This is a genomic window from Bacillus sp. 204(2023), from assembly GCF_037027505.1.
GTDB classification, from domain to species: domain Bacteria; phylum Bacillota; class Bacilli; order Bacillales; family Bacillaceae; genus Bacillus; species Bacillus subtilis.
In genome coordinates, this window is the sequence record NZ_JAXCHE010000002.1 from 127,484 (window position 1) to 146,510 (window position 19,027).

Here is a 19,027-nt window from a genome sequence, read left to right on the forward strand (position 1 = left end):
CTATATCACAAAAAAGTGGGTACTTCCGATAATGTGCTTACTGAAGGATACTATATCTTGTAAGTTGTTCTTCAAGTACTTAAAGGTACTAGACATAAAATAATATTAATTCTAAAGGAGTATTAAGTATGGGTAAATTTGAAGGTAAAATAGCGCTTGTAACGGGTGGAACAAGTGGGATTGGTCTTGCTACAGCACAAAAATTTGTAAACGAAGGTGCATATGTTTATATCACGGGACGTAGACAAAACGAACTTGATAAAGCTGTTAACCAAATTGGCAAGAACGTAACCGGTGTTCAAGGTGATATTTCTAAGCTTGAAGACTTAGACAAACTATATGACATTATAAAGCAGGAAAAAGGTAAGTTGGACATTCTTTTTGCTAATGCAGGCATCGGCAACTTCCTTCCATTAGGTGAAATTACTGAAGAGCAGGTTGATAGAACATTCGACATTAACGTTAAAGGAACCATATTTACTGTTCAAAAAGCGTTATCATTATTCCCGGACAAAGTAGGTTCTATTATTGTAACGGGCTCTACTGCTGGATCAATTGGCAACCCGGCGTTTAGTGTATATGGAGCATCTAAAGCAGCATTAAGAGCACTAGTTCGCAACTGGATTCTTGACCTAAAAGGTACTGAAATCCGTGTAAATGTGGTTAGTCCAGGAGTTATTCTTACACCTGCATACGATGAGCTTTTTGGTGATGCACTTGAAGGAGCAATGGAAAATAGCAGAAATACTGTTCCAGCTGGAAAAGTTGGGACACCTGAGGAAGTAGCAAACGCTGTATCTTTCCTTGCCTCAGACGAAAGCAGTTACTTGACGGGTGTTGAATTGTTCGTAGATGGCGGGCTAGCACAGGTATAATTTCACTGCAAGAGATTACAAATAGTCCCTAAAAAAGGTTAATGGGGATTTACTTGAAGAAGTCGTATAAAAAAGTCGTTTTCCTTAAAGGATAGGGAATTCGACTTTTTTATGTTTGAATTTGATTAACGTTGGAAATTCGCATTTTCCTGGGGCTACCACTAAATGACCTGTAAAAAAGATTACTTTGTGAATAAATGTACTTAAAGTAACAGGGGCTCTTGACTTTTAATAAAAAACAATATCCCTGTCCTTGTATTCTAATACTTTTGAAAATATTTAAAGGAATCATTATGTCCTGAATAACCACATAGGAAAATATGTTGTAGGTTGCTTTCTTTTTTTATGGGGCATCCCACACAAGCTATCACGTGATCTCACACCTGAACGTTTTTTTATAGACTAGTACCGCGACAAGTTATATTAAATATACATACCAATAAAGTAGACATTAAAAAGTGAAAGAGAGGATGGAAATGTGTGAAAATTCTTTTCCTTGAGAGTCATCCCATGTGGCTCTATGGTTTACCGAATGGGTTTAGGGAAGCAGGACATACCGTAATGATTTCCGGTCCTGTAAGTCGGGAAAATATCACTGAAATGATAGACGAATTTAAACCAGATCTAATAGTATCTATGGGATGGACACCAGAGCATTCAAGGGAAAAGCAGGCCTGGATTCGCAACGCTACTAAAAAGGTGAATATCCCTCTCGTTTATTGGGCTACTGAAGACCCGCTGCACACTCAAAACTTTACTATCCCGTTAATTAAAAAGATGAAACCAGATTTTGTTTTCACGGTTACGCCTTCTCTGTGTAAAACTTATGAAAGCATGGGGATTAAAGCAGCTCACTTAGACTTTGCATTTCACGAAAGTATACATCACCAGATTAAACCATTAGCAAAATACAGTTGTGATATAGCGGTGGTGGCTAATGCTTACCCTAATTTTCTTGAAGAACATCCGGAAGTGTTCCGTTCGTCCTCTTTAAAAACGCTGATTCGTCCTCTTATACGGAAGGGTATTCGCATTGATTTTTGGGGGAGAAACTGGGAAAAAATGAGTAAATATATAGGGAGAGAAATTCCCCGCAATTGGATCCATGGATACCTTGATTACACTGAAGCATATAAAGTTTACAGTTCAGCAAAAATCATTATCGGTTTGCAAAACTGTGAAAGCCAACTTACGCAACGCACCTATGAGATTCTTGGTTCCGGGGGGTTTTTATTGACATCGGATACACCAGCAGTTCGAGGTAAATTCAAACCTGGCCGTGATCTCATCGTTTCTTCCTCCCCAAAAGAAACATCGGAAAAGGTTAAATACTATTTGAATCATGATAGCGAGAGAAAAAAGATTCAGATAAACGGTAAAAAGGCTGTAAAGAATGATTCCTATCGGCATAGAGCCGAGAGAATGCTTGAGGTGCTAAAAAGCAGAGGAATTATAAGAAACTTAGGGGAATCCATTCATTATGTAGATGTTCTCAAAGAAAAATACGTGATCCATCATGTTACTCCCGGTGAAACATTATCAATAATTGCCAGGAAGTATAATGTTTCCCTGCAGCAGCTCATGGAGCTTAATCATTTCAAATCAGATCAAATATATGCTGGACAAATCATTAAGATTAGAGAGAAACGGTTTAGAAATATTGATAACAAATTTTTCTAAAGGAGAGTAATATGAATGAAGGGGAAAATACCTAAAATAAGAAATCAAGCGAATAAAGTAAAAAGAACGCCTCGTTATATGGAATTTCCCGTGACATACGAAGTATATCATGTGGAATCCGGCGATACATTATGGACGATTTCTAAATCCTTCAATATCCCGGTACAACAACTTATAAATCTTAATAAGCTTTCTTCAGATAGAATTTATCCTGGACAAATTATAAAGATAAGAGAAAGATAATCTTTGAGGTTTCGGAAACGAAACAAATTGAAACGATAATCCTCATTTTTTTATTTGTAGGGAATTGATATTTTTGGGGATGAAGGGGTTATGAGATGTTTCAAATGAGCTATTTCTATTCTGGATTAGGATGGGATTTTATTCAACACGTTGATCAAACGAACGGAGTATTAAATGTTGTGTCTCCTGATTTTTTCTATATCAGAAAAGATGGATCATTACTTCTCCGTTCAGCTAATCCCGATGTGATTAAAGCTCTTCATAGAAGGAAATTAAAAATAGTTCCTTTTCTAAGTAATCATTGGGATCAGGATTTGGGACGATTTGCATTAATGAACCGAGTTCTTTTAGCTAAACAAATTTCTCATGCAATAGAAGAACTGGATTTGGACGGAGTTAATATCGATATAGAAAACCTTACAGAAAAAGATCGGAATCTATTTATAGATTTTGTTAGACTGGTAAGAAAAAGTATTCCTAGACATAAAGAAGTATCAGTTGCAGTGGCGGCAAATCCTTTTGGCTGGACGAAGGGCTGGCACGGATCATATGATTACGAGTATTTAGCTAAATATGCAGATTACCTTATGATTATGGCCTACGATGAAAGCCACCTTGCTGGGCCTACTGCAAGTGTAGGATGGGTGGAAAAGTCCATTCAATATGTTCTGACCCAAAAAATTTCTCCTCAAAAACTAGTTTTAGGATTGCCATTCTATGGCCGCTGCTGGATGGAAGGCCAATCTGCCTCTCAAGCCATTCCCCTTTACCTTGTTGACTCCTTAGTAAAAAGGCATAGCGGGACAATTATTTTTGACACTAAGAGTCAATCTCCAAAAGCTATTTTTACTGTCAATCACAATAACAAGGGGCCGTTGCCTTCGGGAACATATACATTATGGTTTGAAAATGAACAGTCACTCAGAGCAAAAATAAAACTCGCTCAAAAATATAATCTGAAAGGTCTTGGCAGCTGGAGTCTTGGACAAGAAGATGTGTCAGTCTGGAATACAGTGTTTAAAAATATATAATGATTTATAGTTCAGAAAAAAATTCGAAGATAATTGCAATGAATCTCTAAATGGACATACTGAAAGGTGTTTATTACGGGTGCGGGTAAAACAGTGAGGGCATTCCATAGGCCCTTCTCCCGAAATGTTCTATACGAGGCATTACATTGGCCTTGAAATACACATTCAAACTTATGTTATAGAACGCATTTCAAGTAATTACGGATGTGTTGAATTTATTCTGCTTCCATGATTTAAGTCATACACATGCTACCTTAATAGCAGGATTATTGCATTTCATTCAGAATTGTTCAGGATCGATATGGAAGCGCACGAATAACTAGAACTTTAAAAACTTACCTCATATACTTCCTGAATGGATGCTGGTTTATCTAAAAAACATGATGAGAAATTGATTGGCCGCTCTCATTAAAGTATGGGGAAATTCAAGGCGCCAAGGTACGCATGGAGAACCATGACTTGTTGATAATCGACCATATAGTTTCTCCTCCAGAAATGAGGGGGGTTTTACATAAAAAAGACGAGCGAATCCGGGGGGAATTCCACTCGCCGCTTTCTAATGAAAAGACGGGATGCTGGATGGCAGCTCGTCTGTTTTATTATAATTTAACGAACGTATGTTTGTAAAGATGTCTTTTCGAATGAATTGGTTCATATAACCGTTAAGAACAGATTCATTGTAAACATTCGCTAAGGTATGCTAAGATGCATGGACTATAAAGGAGTGATATGAAGTGAAGACATTGCGGTTAAACAATGTAACGTTAGAAATGGCTGCATATCAAGAGGAGAGCGAGCCGAAGCGTAAAATTGCATTTACCTTAAACGTTACGAGTGAGACTTACCATGATATCGCTGTCCTGTTGTATGAAAAAACGTTTAATGTCGAGGTTCCGGAACGCGATCTTGCCTTCCGGGGGGAAATGACAAATTATTCAACATCTTTGACCAACCTGTACGAACCAGGGGCCGTCAGCGAGTTCTATATAGAAATAACGGAAATAGACAAAAACGCCGATTCATGATCGGTGTTTTTTATGTAAAAAAGCTGCCGGCCGGCAGCTTTTGAGAAAGCGAATTTCATATGTAAGGTGTTAAATTTGTCCGTCTTGCAGTTTTTTGAATAAATGTGGAAATAAGGAGGTTTTAATAGGAGTCTCTGATGATCTTATAATTTTTATGATTAACAACTGTCAATGAATCTAACTCAAGATCCCGATAGTTATCCATGATCGTCACATCAACGATAACAGAATTCTCATTTACTTTTTCAACCACACCGGTTAATCCGTTTTTAAATTCAATGACATTCCCAACCTTAGCGATTTTCACAAGCTTCCTCTCCTTTAAACATAATAATGCCTTTTGAAAGTATTTTGCAGTATTTTCATTGAGAAGTAAAGCGATAAGGAGTTTTATCTCCCTTATGAATTGTCCTGTCGCTATAAAGATGATATATTGATTTTCGTCAATAGAAAGAAAAGGGGGAATTTTTGTTGCGTCCCGAAGAAATAACAGAAATGATTGAACAGCTGCGCACCGGCGCCATAAACGAACTGAGAGTCCAGAAAGAGCATTTTCTTGATTTCAGGGCCGTGTTATCTAAACAAGATGATTTTAAACATTTCCGGGGAATTGCCCAGCAAGGCGGAGATGTTATTTTTCAATACTTAGAACAGCCAAGAAGCTGAAGGTTTCTCATACGTGAGAAGCCTTTTTATCATATATGACAGAATACAAGCCTTTTATTACAGCTGTCTGTAACAGGTGTAAATAAAATGTAAAGTGCCAAAGATGGATAAACATGTTTTAATTTGACAATATTTATAGAATTTCAGACTGTTTTTTTGCCATTAAGCAGTGAGTCATCCTCTTTATTCCATCCTGATACCTCCTTGGGAGAGTTGGAAAATCTTTTTCCGTGAAAATGAATGGATCTCTTGTTAAGGTTATGAAGTGTTTTTTGGAGCACTTTAAGGAGGAAACTGTATGACAACGAAATTCACTGCTCTGGCTGTTTTTCTTCTTTGTTTCATGCCTGCAGCCAAAATTGAGCATACACAAGCTTCACTACTGAGCGCAAAGAAGACAAAACATGAAGAAGCGAAATGGCTTACACATATAGATCGAAATACGAATGAATCTTTCCCTTCACTGTCTGCTGATAAAGACAAGAAAATAAAACCGATTAAGCTATCAGCACACACTGAAAAGAAAGAGAAAGATAAACCGGACAAAACAAATGATGAGAAAGAAACATATACACAGTCTGAAAAAGAGTTGCTGTCCCGTCTCGTTCACGCAGAGGCCAAAGGAGAATCATATAAAGGCAAGGTCGCTGTAGCAAGCGTTGTACTGAACAGGACGGAGAAAAAAGGTTTTCCTGATACGATAAGAGGGGTTATTTATCAGAAAAACGCCTTTGAACCGGTCGCAAACGGGAGCATTAACCAAAAGCCTGATAAAGAATCGATTGAAGCTGCCGAAGAAGCGCTGTCCTCAAAAAATAGAGAAACAGATGCCATATTCTTTTATAATCCGAAAACAGCGTCAGATAATTGGATTCGTTCAAGAAAAATCGTAGAAAAAATCGGCAGACACGTTTTTGCCGTCTAAGCATAGAAGAGACAATTTGTCTCAGCTGTGCTTTTTTTCATATAAAGAGTAAAAATAAAATAATTTTTGAACTTGTCTCATATGATGTTGGTAGTACAAGAGACAAGGAGAGACATCATGAATCGATTTGTGAAAGGGATCATTCTTTTATCCATTGCCGCCTTTTTCGCTGAATGCCTTGAATTTGTCGTCAATATGATTTTGGCGCGGGAGCTTGGCGAGCATGGGATGGGGCTTTACATGAGTATTTTGCCCACGATCTTTTTAATTATTGTCATCGCGAGCCTGGAACTGCCGATATCCATTTCTAAATTCATTGCCGAGTCAAATCCTAAGCTTCATGAAAGCATGCTGAGGCACGCTTTCAGAATGACAGCCATTTTCACTGCTTTTTCTACTGTCGCCGCTAGTATTGCGCTTCCGTTTATACCGGTATTTGATACATACCACCCGTTTATTAAAGGGATTGTCATCGGCTTAATTCCTGTTGTCGCCTTTACTTCAATCGCCAGGGGCTACTTTATGGGTGTGCAGAAAATGGGGAAGATCGCAATTGCCAATGTGCTGAAAAAAATCATCCAGCTCTTGTGCTTATTCCTCTTTTTTCAATGGTACTCATTTGAATTGGACATGGCTGTGCTGATTTCCTTGTTTGTTCTAGTCGTGAGTGATGTAGTCGTGCTTATTTATTTATATTCACAATTTATCATGGCAAGGCGGGCATTATCCGGCCAGCAGCACATTCATTTGCGCGGAAAGGATGTAAGGAAAAGACTGCTTGCTGTTTCAATTCCTACAACAGGACTGCGCATTTTTCATGCGGTTGTCAATGCAATTGAACCCTTTTTAGTAAAAGGAGCTCTTTTGGCTGCGGGCGTTGCCGGGACAGCGGCGATCGATCAATACGGAATGCTGGCAGGAGTGGCTGTGACGATAGGGTCGTTCCCTGCTTTTATTGCCCATTCGTTAATGGTCGTCATGATACCGAGTATTTCGGAAGCTTATGCACTTTCTCAGTATGACATCGTGTTAAAAAGGCTGAAGCAGTCGATTTTCATTACATTAGGTTACGGTATACCTGCCGTCTGGGTCATGTTCCAGTTTGCGGGACCTCTCACGCATTTGTTTTTTCACTCTCCCGAAGCGCAGTATTACTTGCAGCTGTTGTGGCCTTACTTTCTCTTTCATCTGTTTGTCATGCCGCTGCAGGCGTGCTTAATCGGGATGGGTTTTGTGAAAGAGGCTTTTTATCACAATGTATGGAGCCATATCGTTGCGCTAAGTATGATGTATGTACTGGGATCAATGGAGAATCTGCAAATGCTCGGGATTATCCTTGGAATGAACACTGGCATGATTCTTTTGACGAGCCTGCACTATGCCACGATCTGCAAAGCATTGAAGGTATCCGTATTCCTTACGGGAGGGACCAGAACGCCGCGAATTGAAGGATGATAAAGGAACTGCAGGGGCAAGCTAATTGAAAAGCATGAAAGGAAGATTCCATGTTGACGAAGCGCTTGCTTACTATATACATTATGTTATTAGGGTTGATTGCATGGTTTCCAGGTGCGGCACAAGCTGAGGAAAAACAGCCTGCTGTTCCCGCTGTTTTTCTTATGAAAACGATAGAAGGGGAGGACATCTCGATTCCGAATAAAGGGCAAAAAACAATTCTCCATTTTTGGACATCATGGTGTCCGCCCTGCAAAAAGGAGCTTCCTCAGTTTCAATCGTTTTATGATGCCCATCCATCCGACAGTGTAAAGCTGGTAACGGTGAATTTAGTGAATTCGGAACAAAATCAGCAAGTCGTTGAAGATTTTATTAAAGCAAACAAGCTGACGTTTCCGATTGTTCTTGACTCAAAAGGGGAATTGATGAAAGAGTATCATATCATCACGATCCCAACATCATTTTTGCTGAATGAAAAGGGCGAAATTGAAAAAACAAAAATTGGCCCGATGACGGCGGAACAACTGAAGGAATGGACGGAAGAATAGCTGAGAGCAGAGACTCTCAGCTTTTTTCATATAGAGAAGAAGCGAATAAACATTAATGATAATTATTATCAAAAAGAAATTAAAATAATTATAATTGAAATTCTCTTCGTGCGTGCTATAATAAAGGAAGACATCAAGAAATAACTGACGATAAAGCTGCCTTTTGGGCAGCGATTTTGTTTTTATTAAGAGAAATGAAGATGATTTACGTTCTCAATTAGAGAGGAGAATTCGATATGAATGAACAAGTTATCGTTCAACGCGACCCGCATGAGCCATTGAAAACAGACAAGAGGGAAAAAAACTGGGCACAGCACGCGGAGCTTATTGCAGCACTTGTATCAGGCGCTCTTATTTTGGCAGGCTGGCTCTTATCCGGATATCAGGTATTATCCATAATACTTTTCTTGCTGGCTTTTGTGATCGGCGGATTTGCTAAAGCAAAGGAAGGAATCGAAGAAACACTCGAATCCAAAACGCTGAATGTAGAACTTTTAATGATTTTCGCTGCCGTTGGTTCCGCCTTGATCGGATACTGGGCAGAGGGTGCTATTTTAATATTTATTTTTTCCTTAAGCGGAGCTTTAGAAACATACACGATGAATAAAAGCAGCAGAGATTTAACGTCTTTAATGCAGCTTGAGCCTGAAGAAGCGACATTGATGGTCAATGGTGAAACCAAAAGAGTTCCGGTTTCAGACTTGCAGGCCGGTGATATGATTGTGATCAAACCTGGAGAACGCGTAGCGGCAGACGGTATCATTGAATCGGGCTCGACAAGCCTTGACGAGTCGGCTTTAACAGGTGAATCAATGCCTGTAGAAAAAAACACAGGCGACACTGTATTCACAGGAACGGTGAATCGCAATGGCTCCTTGACTGTCCGTGTCACGAAAGCAAATGAAGATTCGTTATTCAGAAAAATTATCAAACTGGTTGAATCAGCGCAAAATAGTGTTTCACCCGCGCAGGCTTTCATCGAACGATTTGAAAATGCTTATGTGAAAGGTGTGCTAATTGCGGTGGCGCTCCTTTTATTCGTCCCGCACTTTGCGCTGGGCTGGAGCTGGAGTGAAACCTTCTACCGCGCAATGGTGTTTATGGTTGTCGCGTCACCTTGTGCGCTTGTCGCCTCTATTATGCCGGCGGCGCTGTCCCTGATTTCAAATGGCGCCCGCAACGGTATGCTTGTGAAAGGAAGCGTCTTTCTTGAACAGCTGGGCTCTGTGCAAATGATCGCCTTTGATAAAACCGGCACTGTAACAAAAGGCCAGCCTGCCGTAGAGACGATCAGAATAGCAGAAGGATTCAGTGAAGCGGAAGTTCTTGAGGCTGTCTATGCCATCGAAACGCAATCAAGCCATCCGCTCGCCCAAGCCATAACGGCGTACGCGGAAAGCCGCGGCGTGAATCAGTCCGGCTACATATCTATAGAAGAAACCTCAGGGTTTGGCGTTATGGCAGAGGTGTCGGGTGCGAAATGGAAGGTCGGTAAAGCAGGTTTTATCGGCGAGGAAATGGCAGCACAATTTATGAAACAAACAGCATCAGATGTCATTCAAAGCGGTCATACAATTGTATTTGTGAAAAAGGATGATCAAATAGCAGGCTGTATCGCACTGAAGGACCAAATCAGGCCTGAAGCAAAAGAGGTCATGGAAGAACTGAACCGACTTGGGATTAAAACGGCCATGCTGACAGGAGATCACGAAGACACGGCTCAAGCGATTGCCAAGGAAGCCGGCATGACAACTGTCGTGGCAGAATGCCTGCCTGACCAAAAAGTGAATGAAATCAAACGGTTAAAAGAAGAATTCGGAACGATTGCAATGGTGGGTGACGGAATCAATGATGCGCCGGCACTCAAAACGGCGGATGTCGGCATTGCGATGGGCGGCGGAACAGATGTAGCACTTGAGACCGCTGATATGGTCCTCATGAAAAACGATTTGAAAAAGCTCGTAAACATGTGCCGCTTGTCTCGGAAAATGAACAGGATCATCAAACAAAATATCGTGTTTTCTCTAGCTGTAATCTGCCTGCTGATTTGTGCAAACTTTTTGCAGGTGATGGAATTGCCATTTGGCGTGATTGGTCATGAGGGAAGCACGATTTTGGTCATACTAAACGGATTAAGACTCCTAAAATAAAACCAGCAGCCTAATCAGGCTGCTGGCTTTTTATGTATCAAGCTTTCCCTTCATTTTTGTCTTTATCAGATCTTTTCATAACCAGGATGAGAGCGAGGATGCAGCAAAGGAAACCCGCTGCACAGCCTATGATAGAGCTGTAATAATAAAAGCCCACCATCTTCATCCCGATAAAAGGAGCGGAAATTCCCAAAACCGTTAAGAGCATAACTGCTTTTCGTCTGAAAAAATTCATCAGCAAACGGAACAACCCCCCTGCGATTGAACGTTACTGTCAGTATACAGGAAGAGGAGCAGGAAATAAAATGCATTAGAAAATGAAGGCGTCGTGAAAGGCAAACACCGGTAAAACCTGTTACAATGGAAGACAGAACAATGCATTGCAAATGGCAGGGAGGAACAAGAAGTGAATAGAATACAACGCGTCTCTTCATGGCTGAAGGAAGCGGGGCATACTGCCGCATTTATTCATACAAAAGAAAATGTTTTTTACTTAACCGGTTTTTACACAGAGCCGCATGAAAGATTAATGGGGTTATTTATTTTTCAAGAAGAGGAGCCTTTCTTTGTTTGTCCAGGAATGGAAGCAGGACAGGCCCGCAACGCAGGCTGGAATCATGAAATCATTGCCTATGCGGATCACGAAAATCCGTGGGAGCTGATAGAGAAGGCCTTGAAAAAGCGAAATATCAGCATACATACGCTTGCGGTAGAAAAGGATTCAATCTCGCTATCACGTGCAGAACAGCTGAAGCATGCGACGGGCGGGGCTCAATTTGTTTCAGCAGAAGAAACACTCAATCAATTTCGCCTGATTAAAGATGCCAATGAGATTCGTTTGCTGAAAGAGGCGGCAAAGCTTGCGGATTACGGTGTTGAAGTCGGCACAGCCGCTTTGCGTGAAGGCATCAGTGAAGTGGAAGTGCTCGCTCAAATTGAGTATGAGCTGAAGAAAAAAGGAATTCAGGGCATGTCTTTCTCTACAATGGTTTTATTTGGAGAAAAATCTGGTCAGCCTCATGGAAATCCTGGTACAGCCACGTTGAAGAAAGGTGATTTTGTTTTATTTGATCTCGGTGTTATTCTTGACGGCTATTGCTCTGATATTACAAGAACGTTTGCATACAAAACCATCAATTCGAAGCAGGAGGCTATTTACGAGACTGTGCTTCAAGCGGAAAAAGCCGCGATTGAGGCAAGCAAACCCGGTGTGAGAATCGGAAATCTGGATTTAACTGCCCGCGGAATCATTGAAAAAGCGGGATATGGTGACTATTTTCCTCACCGGCTTGGGCATGGACTCGGAATTTCTGTCCATGAGTATCCATCAATGAGCCAGGCCAACGATACACTGCTGCAGGAAGGCATGGTCTACACGATCGAACCGGGGATTTATGTGCCTGAGATTGGCGGCGTGCGCATTGAGGATGACGTTCACGTAACAAAGGACGGAGCAGTTGCTCTGACCCAATATCCAAAGGAATTAATCATACTGCCGTAATAGAAATAAAAAAGGACTTTGTTCTCGACATCGTCCTTTTTTATCTGCATTAAATAAAAAAATCATCAAATGTTCGAAAGGGTTTAATTTCATGTTTTTGGTTGAGAGGTTTTACAGCTAGACAGCTGCCACCGAGAACAGTGAGACATAACCCAATTAAAATGAAGAAACCCATGTGATCTTCTCCTTTCAGCTTAAAACACAAAAAGATATCTGGTACGTCCATATCATATTGTATGAAACGCATTCCAGATCAAGGGGATTTAGAAAGAAGGGAATCTATGGCTAATATTAAAGACATTGCAGAAAAAGCCGGTGTCTCTGTTACAACGGTTTCCCGAGTCATAAACAATCATCCATACGTCAGTGAAGACAAACGAAAAAGAGTGTTTGAGGCAATGGAATCATTGGAGTACACGAGAAATATTCACGCTGTACATTTGTCGAAGGGATTTTCAAACATGATTGGTGTTGTCTTGCCGACGGTTAATCTGCCATATTTTGCAGAGCTGATTGCAGGAATAGCCGACGCAGCCGCGGAATCCGGGGTTCACCTCTCTTTATTCCAAACAAACTATGAGGTACAAAAAGAAATCTTTGCGCTGTCCCAATTAAAGCAGCGCCAGGTTGACGGCCTGATTTTTTGCTCAAAGGCGCTTGCTGATGAGAAACTCATGGAATGGGAGGGCCCGATTTTGCTTTGCCAGAATTCAGATAATGCCCGCTTCCCAACCATCAGTATTCCTCATCAAGAAGCATTTCGGAACGGCTTGGACTATTTAATTGCCAAAGGGCACAAAAAAATAGCCATCTGTTTGGCAAGAAAAAAAGGCATGAACAGCCATTTTCGAATCAAAGCCTATAAAGAGGCATTGGAAGAGATCGGCGAGACATTTCGTGAAGACTGGGTAGTTGAGAAAGCGATTACAATTAATGATGGGAAGGCGCTTTTTCATAAATGGAAAACGTGGAAGGAAAAGCCGACGGCTATTTTTGTTGCAAATGACCAAGTCTCAGCAGGACTTTTTCTTGAAGCAAAGAACCAGCGGGTGTCAGTACCGGATGAGCTTGCAATCTTAAGCGTTGATAACCACGAAATCAGCCAAGCGCTTGGTATCACAACGATCGATATTCAGACAAGGGAAATGGGAAAGCAGGCATTTACCATACTGGAAAAAAGAATTCAAGGACAGCCGATTGAAAGGAAAGTTCTGGATTACCGTCTCATCGAACGATCGACTGTTTAGTGAATGCATTGAAAAAAGGTTTGACGTGCCTTCCGTTCGTTATGTACGATATGAGGTATTGAATGACAAAGGAGCTGAGGATCGTGAATGGGTCCTTCACAGTGAAAAAGGTACTGAATAATAACGTATTAATTGCTTCTCATCATAAATACAGCGAAGTCGTTTTAATCGGAAAAGGTATTGGTTTCGGAAAAAAACAAGATGATGTCATTGAAGATAAAGGCTACGATAAAATGTTCATTTTAAAAGACGAGAAGGAACAAAAGCAGTTTAAAAAGCTCCTTGACTATGTTGATGAAAAGCTCGTTGATATTTCAAACGATGTCATCTATCACATAAGCAATAGGACTAATCACTCATTAAATGAACATATTCACATTGCGTTGACAGACCATATCGCATTTGCGATCAAAAGGCAGCAGCAGGGATTTGATATGAAAAATCCATTTTTAATGGAGACTCAGTCACTATATCCTGAGGAGTACCAAATTGCTAAAGAAGTCATAGATATGATCAATGAAAAAGCGGGAATCTGCCTTCCTGAAGGGGAGATTGGTTTTATCGCTCTGCATATCCATTCAGCGTTGACAAACCGTCCGCTGTCCGAGGTCAATCAGCACTCTCAGCTCATGGCACAGCTTGTCGAGGTGATTGAAGACTCATTTCAAATGAAAGTAAATAAGGAAAGTGTCAACTATTTGCGGCTGATCAGGCATATCAGATTTACAATAGAAAGAATTAAAAAAGAAGAACCGACTAAAGAACCAGAAAAATTAATGTTGTTATTGAAAAATGAATATCCGCTATGCTACAATACAGCTTGGAAATTGATTAAAATCTTGCAGCAAACATTGAAGAAACCAGTTCATGAGGCGGAAGCGGTTTATCTGACGCTTCATCTGTACCGATTAACCAATAAAATGTCATAAATTCAGTTTATCCTTATAACGTGTTACTGATTCGATCAGGCATGAGTGATTGAGGGAAAAAAACGGGAAGCTCATTCTCGTTCTTTTGCGCACCCAATTTTGCTCATGCCTTTTTGTTGTGTAAAAGGGCAAATGTAAACGGTTAAACTGGAAGACTTACGCCTGTGAATTCGTTGTCATGATTTTTAGCTGTAAGGTCAGACTAGTAAAAAGAGGAGGTCAATTCTTATGTTTAAAGCATTATTCGGCGTTCTTCAAAAAATTGGGCGTGCGCTTATGCTTCCAGTTGCGATCCTTCCGGCTGCGGGTATTTTGCTTGCGATCGGGAATGCGATGCAAAATAAGGACATGATTCAGGTCCTGCATTTCTTGAGCAATGACAATGTTCAGCTTGTAGCAGGTGTGATGGAAAGCGCTGGGCAGATTGTTTTCGATAACCTTCCGCTTCTTTTCGCAGTAGGTGTAGCCATCGGGCTTGCCAATGGTGATGGAGTTGCAGGGATTGCAGCAATTATCGGTTATCTTGTAATGAATGTATCCATGAGTGCGGTTCTTCTTGCAAACGGAACCATTCCTTCGGATTCAGTTGAAAGAGCCAAGTTCTTTACGGAAAACCATCCTGCATATGTAAACATGCTTGGTATACCTACCTTGGCGACAGGGGTGTTCGGCGGTATTATCGTCGGTGTGTTAGCTGCATTATTGTTTAACAGATTTTACACAATTGAACTGCCGCAATACCTTGGTTTCTTTGCGGGTAAACGTTTCGTTCCAATTGTTACGTCAATTTCTGCACTGATTCTGGGTCTTATTATGTTAGTGATCTGGCCTCCGATCCAGCATGGATTGAATGCCTTTTCAACAGGATTAGTGGAAGCGAATCCAACCCTTGCTGCATTTATCTTCGGGGTGATTGAACGTTCACTTATCCCATTCGGATTGCACCACATTTTCTATTCGCCGTTCTGGTATGAATTCTTCAGCTATAAGAGTGCAGCAGGAGAAATCATCCGCGGGGATCAGCGTATCTTCATGGCGCAGATTAAAGACGGCGTACAGTTAACGGCAGGTACGTTCATGACAGGTAAATATCCATTTATGATGTTCGGTCTGCCTGCTGCGGCGCTTGCCATTTATCATGAAGCAAAACCGCAAAACAAAAAACTCGTTGCAGGTATTATGGGTTCAGCGGCCTTGACATCCTTCTTAACGGGGATCACAGAGCCATTGGAATTTTCTTTCTTATTCGTTGCTCCAGTCCTGTTTGCGATTCACTGTTTGTTTGCGGGACTTTCATTCATGGTCATGCAGCTGTTGAATGTTAAGATTGGTATGACATTCTCCGGCGGTTTAATTGACTACTTCCTATTCGGTATTTTACCGAACCGGACGGCATGGTGGCTTGTCATTCCTGTCGGCTTAGGGTTAGCGGTCATTTACTACTTTGGATTCCGATTTGCCATCCGCAAATTTAATCTGAAAACACCTGGACGCGAGGATGCTGCGGAAGAAACAGCAGCACCTGGGAAAACAGGTGAAGCAGGGGATCTTCCTTATGAGATTCTGCAGGCAATGGGAGACCAGGAAAACATCAAACACCTTGATGCTTGTATCACTCGTCTGCGTGTGACTGTAAACGATCAGAAAAAGGTTGATAAAGACCGTCTGAAACAACTTGGCGCTTCCGGAGTGCTGGAAGTCGGCAACAACATTCAGGCTATTTTCGGACCGCGTTCTGACGGGTTAAAAACACAAATGCAAGACATTATTGCGGGACGCAAGCCTAGACCTGAACCGAAAACATCTGCTCAAGAGGAAGTAGGCCAGCAGGTTGAGGAAGTGATTGCAGAACCGCTGCAAAATGAAATCGGCGAGGAAGTTTTCGTTTCTCCGATTACCGGGGAAATTCACCCGATTACGGATGTTCCTGACCAAGTCTTCTCAGGGAAAATGATGGGTGACGGTTTTGCGATTCTCCCTTCTGAAGGAATTGTCGTATCACCGGTTCGTGGAAAAATTCTCAATGTGTTCCCGACGAAACATGCGATCGGCCTGCAATCCGACGGCGGAAGAGAAATTTTAATCCACTTTGGTATTGATACCGTCAGCCTGAAGGGCGAAGGATTTACGTCTTTCGTATCAGAAGGAGACCGCGTTGAGCCTGGACAAAAACTTCTTGAAGTTGATCTGGATGCAGTCAAACCGAATGTCCCATCTCTCATGACACCGATTGTATTTACAAACCTTGCTGAAGGAGAAACAGTCAGCATTAAAGCAAGCGGTTCAGTCAGCAGAGAACAAGAAGATATTGTGAAGATTGAAAAATAAGGGTGTTAGTACGCCGTGCTTGTCAGATGACAAGTACGGTTGTATGATATAATATTGTGAAGTAATTAAGCTTTAAGTTAAAAGGAGAATGATAAAAATGGCACAAAAAACATTTAAAGTAACTGCAGATTCTGGAATCCATGCTCGTCCTGCGACAGTTCTTGTACAAACTGCTAGCAAATACGACGCTGACGTTAATTTAGAATATAACGGCAAAACAGTTAACCTTAAATCTATTATGGGTGTTATGTCTTTAGGTATCGCTAAAGGCGCTGAGATCACAATCTCTGCTTCCGGAGCTGACGAAAACGATGCTCTTAACGCTTTAGAAGAAACAATGAAAAGCGAAGGACTCGGCGAGTAATGCAAGAATTAAAAGGGATTGGTGCTTCAGCCGGCATCGCGATTGCAAAAGCATACCGGCTTGAAGAGCCAGATTTAACGGTTGAAAAGAAAAACATCTCTGATTCTGAAGCGGAAGTAAGCCGTTTTGATGAAGCGATTGCACGTTCAAAAGAAGAGCTCGAAAAAATCAAAGAGCACGCTTTGAAAGAACTAGGTCAGGATAAAGCTGATATTTTTTCTGCTCACCTTTTAGTTCTCAGTGACCCTGAGCTTCTGAACCCTGTGAAAGAAAAAATCAGCACTGATTCAGTGAACGCTGAATTCGCTTTAAAAGAAACGTCTTCTATGTTCGTTACCATGTTTGAATCTATGGACAACGAATATATGAAAGAGCGTGCGGCAGATATCCGCGATGTAACAAAACGCGTAACCGGCCACCTGCTTGGCGTCGAAATTCCAAACCCAAGCATGATCTCAGAAGAGGTTATTATTGTAGCTGAAGACTTAACACCGTCTGACACAGCTCAATTAAACCGTGAGTTCGTAAAAGGATTCACTACTGATATCGGCGGACGCACATCTCACTCTGCCATCATGGCACGTTCTCTTGAGATTCCAGCAGTTGTTGGAACGAAAGCGGCTACAGGCACGATCCAAAACGGCGTGACTGTTATCGTTGACGGTATCAATGGCGATGTCATTATTGACCCATCTGCGGAAACTGTAAAAGAGTATGAAGAAAAACATAATGCTTATTTGGCTCAAAAAGCTGAGTGGGCGAAGCTTGTCAATGAACCGACTGTCTCAAAAGATGGACATCATGTAGAGCTTGCAGCGAACATCGGTACTCCTGATGATGTAAAAGGTGTTCTTGAAAACGGCGGAGAAGCAGTTGGCCTTTACCGTACAGAATTCCTTTACATGGGAAGAGATCAGCTGCCTACAGAAGATGAGCAGTTTGATGCTTACAAAACGGTTCTTGAGCGTATGGAAGGAAAATCAGTCGTCGTGCGGACACTTGATATCGGCGGAGACAAAGAGCTTCCTTACCTGCAGCTTCCTAAAGAAATGAACCCGTTCCTGGGATATAGAGCGATTCGTCTTTGCCTTGAAGAGCAAGAAATCTTCAGAACACAGCTTCGCGCGCTGCTTCGTGCAAGTACATACGGAAACTTGAAAATCATGTTCCCTATGATTGCGACAGTTAACGAATTCAAAGAAGCAAAAGCGATCCTTCTTGAAGAGAAAGAAAAGCTCGTAAAAGCGGGACAGGCTGTATCTGACGATATTGAAGTCGGAATGATGGTTGAGATTCCGTCAACTGCAGTCATCGCTGATCAGTTTGCTAAAGAGGTTGATTTCTTCAGTATCGGAACAAACGATTTGATCCAATACACAATGGCAGCTGACCGTATGAATGAACGTGTATCTTACCTGTATCAGCCATACAACCCGGCAATCCTTCGCTTAATTACACTCGTAATTGAAGCAGCACACAAAGAAGGAAAATGGGTTGGCATGTGCGGAGAAATGGCAGGAGACGAGATTGCGATTCCAATCCTTCTCGGCTTAGGCTTAGATGAGTTCTCAATGAGCGCAACGTCTATTCTTCCGGCAAGAACACAGATCAGCAAATTGTCTAAACAAGAAGCTGAGTCATTCAAAGAGAAAATCTTATCTATGAGCACGACAGAAGAAGTTGTCGCGTTCGTAAAAGAAACATTCAAGTAATGTACAAAAACCAGACGGCCTCCGGCCTGTCTGGTTTTTTTCATAAGTAAGGGTATAGAAGGACACAATAACATGGCTAGGAGGGATAGTATGTCAAACCAATTTAACGCAGGAGATACTGTTTATGTGATCTACAGAAATCCGCACGCCGCCAATGTAGCCCACATAAAGGAAGCCGAAATTGTGCACCATCCATACCATGAAGGTGAGCTTTCCCTGTTTATTTATGAAACCTATCACCCGTTCGCAGAGGACGATGCTGTGTTTGCAAGCTATGAAGAAGCTAAATCGCTTTACAAAGAACTCTTTGATATTGATCCGTATGAGTAACAAGGAAATCATTACAAC

19 protein-coding genes are annotated in these 19,027 nt (G+C 41.4%); 17 read left to right on the forward strand and 2 right to left on the reverse strand.

Annotated elements, in window-relative coordinates:
* The first annotated feature begins 128 nt into the window (after positions 1-128).
* The 5 genes from WA279_RS05120 to WA279_RS05140 all read left to right on the forward strand — a co-directional run bounded on the left by WA279_RS05120 (position 129) and on the right by WA279_RS05140 (position 4,854).
* Complete coding sequence (locus WA279_RS05120; protein ID WP_336154553.1) at positions 129-875, forward strand: SDR family NAD(P)-dependent oxidoreductase; 747 nt, start codon at positions 129-131, stop codon at positions 873-875.
* Between the two features lie 480 nt (positions 876-1,355).
* Positions 1,356-2,555: a spore protein YkvP gene (gene ykvP, locus WA279_RS05125; protein WP_336154554.1), complete on the forward strand. Its 1,200-nt coding sequence runs from the start codon at positions 1,356-1,358 to the stop codon at positions 2,553-2,555.
* A gap of 15 nt (positions 2,556-2,570) precedes the next feature.
* The gene (locus WA279_RS05130; protein WP_007409588.1) at positions 2,571-2,798 is read left to right on the forward strand and encodes a LysM peptidoglycan-binding domain-containing protein; all 228 of its coding nucleotides are present in this window, start codon (positions 2,571-2,573) and stop codon (positions 2,796-2,798) included.
* 95 nt (positions 2,799-2,893) lie between these two features.
* Positions 2,894-3,829 carry a glycosyl hydrolase family 18 protein gene (locus WA279_RS05135; RefSeq protein ID WP_336154556.1) on the forward strand — a complete coding sequence of 312 codons (936 nt, stop codon included), beginning with the start codon at positions 2,894-2,896 and terminating at the stop codon, positions 3,827-3,829.
* Positions 3,830-4,563: 734 nt separating this feature from the next.
* Positions 4,564-4,854 (forward strand): YkvR family protein, encoded by a 291-nt coding sequence (locus WA279_RS05140; RefSeq protein WP_003245399.1) that lies wholly within the window; start codon positions 4,564-4,566, stop codon positions 4,852-4,854.
* Positions 4,855-4,975: 121 nt separating this feature from the next.
* Here the strand turns inward: WA279_RS05140 and WA279_RS05145 are convergent, their stop codons facing one another.
* Positions 4,976-5,161: a YkvS family protein gene (locus WA279_RS05145; protein ID WP_003232446.1), complete on the reverse strand. Its 186-nt coding sequence runs from the start codon at positions 5,159-5,161 to the stop codon at positions 4,976-4,978.
* 164 nt (positions 5,162-5,325) lie between these two features.
* On the opposite strand from WA279_RS05145, the gene WA279_RS05150 reads away from it, so the two are divergent.
* From WA279_RS05150 to pfeT, 5 genes are all read left to right on the forward strand, one after another.
* Positions 5,326-5,520, forward strand: a complete 195-nt coding sequence (locus tag WA279_RS05150) for a hypothetical protein (RefSeq protein ID WP_003218622.1) — start codon at positions 5,326-5,328, stop codon at positions 5,518-5,520.
* Positions 5,521-5,818: 298 nt separating this feature from the next.
* On the forward strand, positions 5,819-6,445 hold the full coding sequence (locus WA279_RS05155) for a cell wall hydrolase (RefSeq protein ID WP_003232442.1): 627 nt from the start codon (positions 5,819-5,821) through the stop codon (positions 6,443-6,445).
* 117 nt (positions 6,446-6,562) lie between these two features.
* Complete coding sequence (gene ykvU / locus WA279_RS05160) at positions 6,563-7,900, forward strand: sporulation protein YkvU (protein ID WP_088325762.1); 1,338 nt, start codon at positions 6,563-6,565, stop codon at positions 7,898-7,900.
* Between the two features lie 50 nt (positions 7,901-7,950).
* Positions 7,951-8,448: a sporulation thiol-disulfide oxidoreductase StoA gene (gene stoA, locus WA279_RS05165; protein WP_003245444.1), complete on the forward strand. Its 498-nt coding sequence runs from the start codon at positions 7,951-7,953 to the stop codon at positions 8,446-8,448.
* 236 nt (positions 8,449-8,684) lie between these two features.
* On the forward strand, positions 8,685-10,598 hold the full coding sequence (gene pfeT / locus WA279_RS05170) for a metal-transporting ATPase PfeT (protein WP_327829209.1): 1,914 nt from the start codon (positions 8,685-8,687) through the stop codon (positions 10,596-10,598).
* A 37-nt stretch (positions 10,599-10,635) separates the two neighbouring features.
* Here pfeT and WA279_RS05175 read toward each other — a convergent pair whose 3' ends face one another.
* Entirely contained in the window at positions 10,636-10,839 is a 204-nt protein-coding gene (locus WA279_RS05175; RefSeq protein ID WP_014476643.1) for a hypothetical protein, read from the reverse strand.
* 165 nt (positions 10,840-11,004) lie between these two features.
* Here WA279_RS05175 and papB point away from each other — a divergent pair, with 165 nt between their 5' ends.
* From papB to splA, 7 genes are all read left to right on the forward strand, one after another.
* Complete coding sequence (papB, locus tag WA279_RS05180; protein WP_336154559.1) at positions 11,005-12,099, forward strand: di/tri-peptidase; 1,095 nt, start codon at positions 11,005-11,007, stop codon at positions 12,097-12,099.
* Positions 12,100-12,380: 281 nt separating this feature from the next.
* Positions 12,381-13,346: a LacI family DNA-binding transcriptional regulator gene (locus WA279_RS05185; protein WP_336154560.1), complete on the forward strand. Its 966-nt coding sequence runs from the start codon at positions 12,381-12,383 to the stop codon at positions 13,344-13,346.
* Between the two features lie 62 nt (positions 13,347-13,408).
* Positions 13,409-14,275 carry a glucose PTS transporter transcription antiterminator GlcT gene (gene glcT, locus WA279_RS05190; protein WP_015383525.1) on the forward strand — a complete coding sequence of 289 codons (867 nt, stop codon included), beginning with the start codon at positions 13,409-13,411 and terminating at the stop codon, positions 14,273-14,275.
* Between the two features lie 228 nt (positions 14,276-14,503).
* Positions 14,504-16,603, forward strand: a complete 2,100-nt coding sequence (gene ptsG, locus WA279_RS05195) for a PTS glucose transporter subunit IIABC (RefSeq protein WP_086343780.1) — start codon at positions 14,504-14,506, stop codon at positions 16,601-16,603.
* A 97-nt stretch (positions 16,604-16,700) separates the two neighbouring features.
* Positions 16,701-16,967: a phosphocarrier protein HPr gene (locus WA279_RS05200; RefSeq protein ID WP_003154654.1), complete on the forward strand. Its 267-nt coding sequence runs from the start codon at positions 16,701-16,703 to the stop codon at positions 16,965-16,967.
* Positions 16,967-18,679 (forward strand): phosphoenolpyruvate--protein phosphotransferase, encoded by a 1,713-nt coding sequence (ptsP, locus tag WA279_RS05205; RefSeq protein ID WP_003218638.1) that lies wholly within the window; start codon positions 16,967-16,969, stop codon positions 18,677-18,679. The genes WA279_RS05200 and ptsP overlap by 1 nt, the downstream gene beginning before the upstream one ends.
* A gap of 90 nt (positions 18,680-18,769) precedes the next feature.
* The gene (gene splA / locus WA279_RS05210) at positions 18,770-19,009 is read left to right on the forward strand and encodes a splAB operon transcriptional regulator SplA (protein ID WP_003218644.1); all 240 of its coding nucleotides are present in this window, start codon (positions 18,770-18,772) and stop codon (positions 19,007-19,009) included.
* The last annotated feature ends 18 nt before the right edge of the window (positions 19,010-19,027 follow it).

Bases quoted from the DNA above. Each gene is read 5' to 3' on its own strand.
- stoA (WP_003245444.1), top strand. From the start codon at position 7,951: ATGTTGACGAAGCGCTTGCTTACTATATACATTATGTTATTAGGGTTG.
- WA279_RS05130 (WP_007409588.1), top strand. From the start codon at position 2,571: ATGAAGGGGAAAATACCTAAAATAAGAAATCAAGCGAATAAAGTAAAA.
- WA279_RS05135 (WP_336154556.1), top strand. From the start codon at position 2,894: ATGTTTCAAATGAGCTATTTCTATTCTGGATTAGGATGGGATTTTATT.
- glcT (WP_015383525.1), top strand. From the start codon at position 13,409: ATGACAAAGGAGCTGAGGATCGTGAATGGGTCCTTCACAGTGAAAAAG.
- ptsG (WP_086343780.1), top strand. From the start codon at position 14,504: ATGTTTAAAGCATTATTCGGCGTTCTTCAAAAAATTGGGCGTGCGCTT.
- WA279_RS05185 (WP_336154560.1), top strand. From the start codon at position 12,381: ATGGCTAATATTAAAGACATTGCAGAAAAAGCCGGTGTCTCTGTTACA.
- splA (WP_003218644.1), top strand. From the start codon at position 18,770: ATGTCAAACCAATTTAACGCAGGAGATACTGTTTATGTGATCTACAGA.
- WA279_RS05200 (WP_003154654.1), top strand. From the start codon at position 16,701: ATGGCACAAAAAACATTTAAAGTAACTGCAGATTCTGGAATCCATGCT.
- WA279_RS05155 (WP_003232442.1), top strand. From the start codon at position 5,819: ATGACAACGAAATTCACTGCTCTGGCTGTTTTTCTTCTTTGTTTCATG.
- ykvU (WP_088325762.1), top strand. From the start codon at position 6,563: ATGAATCGATTTGTGAAAGGGATCATTCTTTTATCCATTGCCGCCTTT.
- WA279_RS05120 (WP_336154553.1), top strand. From the start codon at position 129: ATGGGTAAATTTGAAGGTAAAATAGCGCTTGTAACGGGTGGAACAAGT.
- pfeT (WP_327829209.1), top strand. From the start codon at position 8,685: ATGAATGAACAAGTTATCGTTCAACGCGACCCGCATGAGCCATTGAAA.
- ptsP (WP_003218638.1), top strand. From the start codon at position 16,967: ATGCAAGAATTAAAAGGGATTGGTGCTTCAGCCGGCATCGCGATTGCA.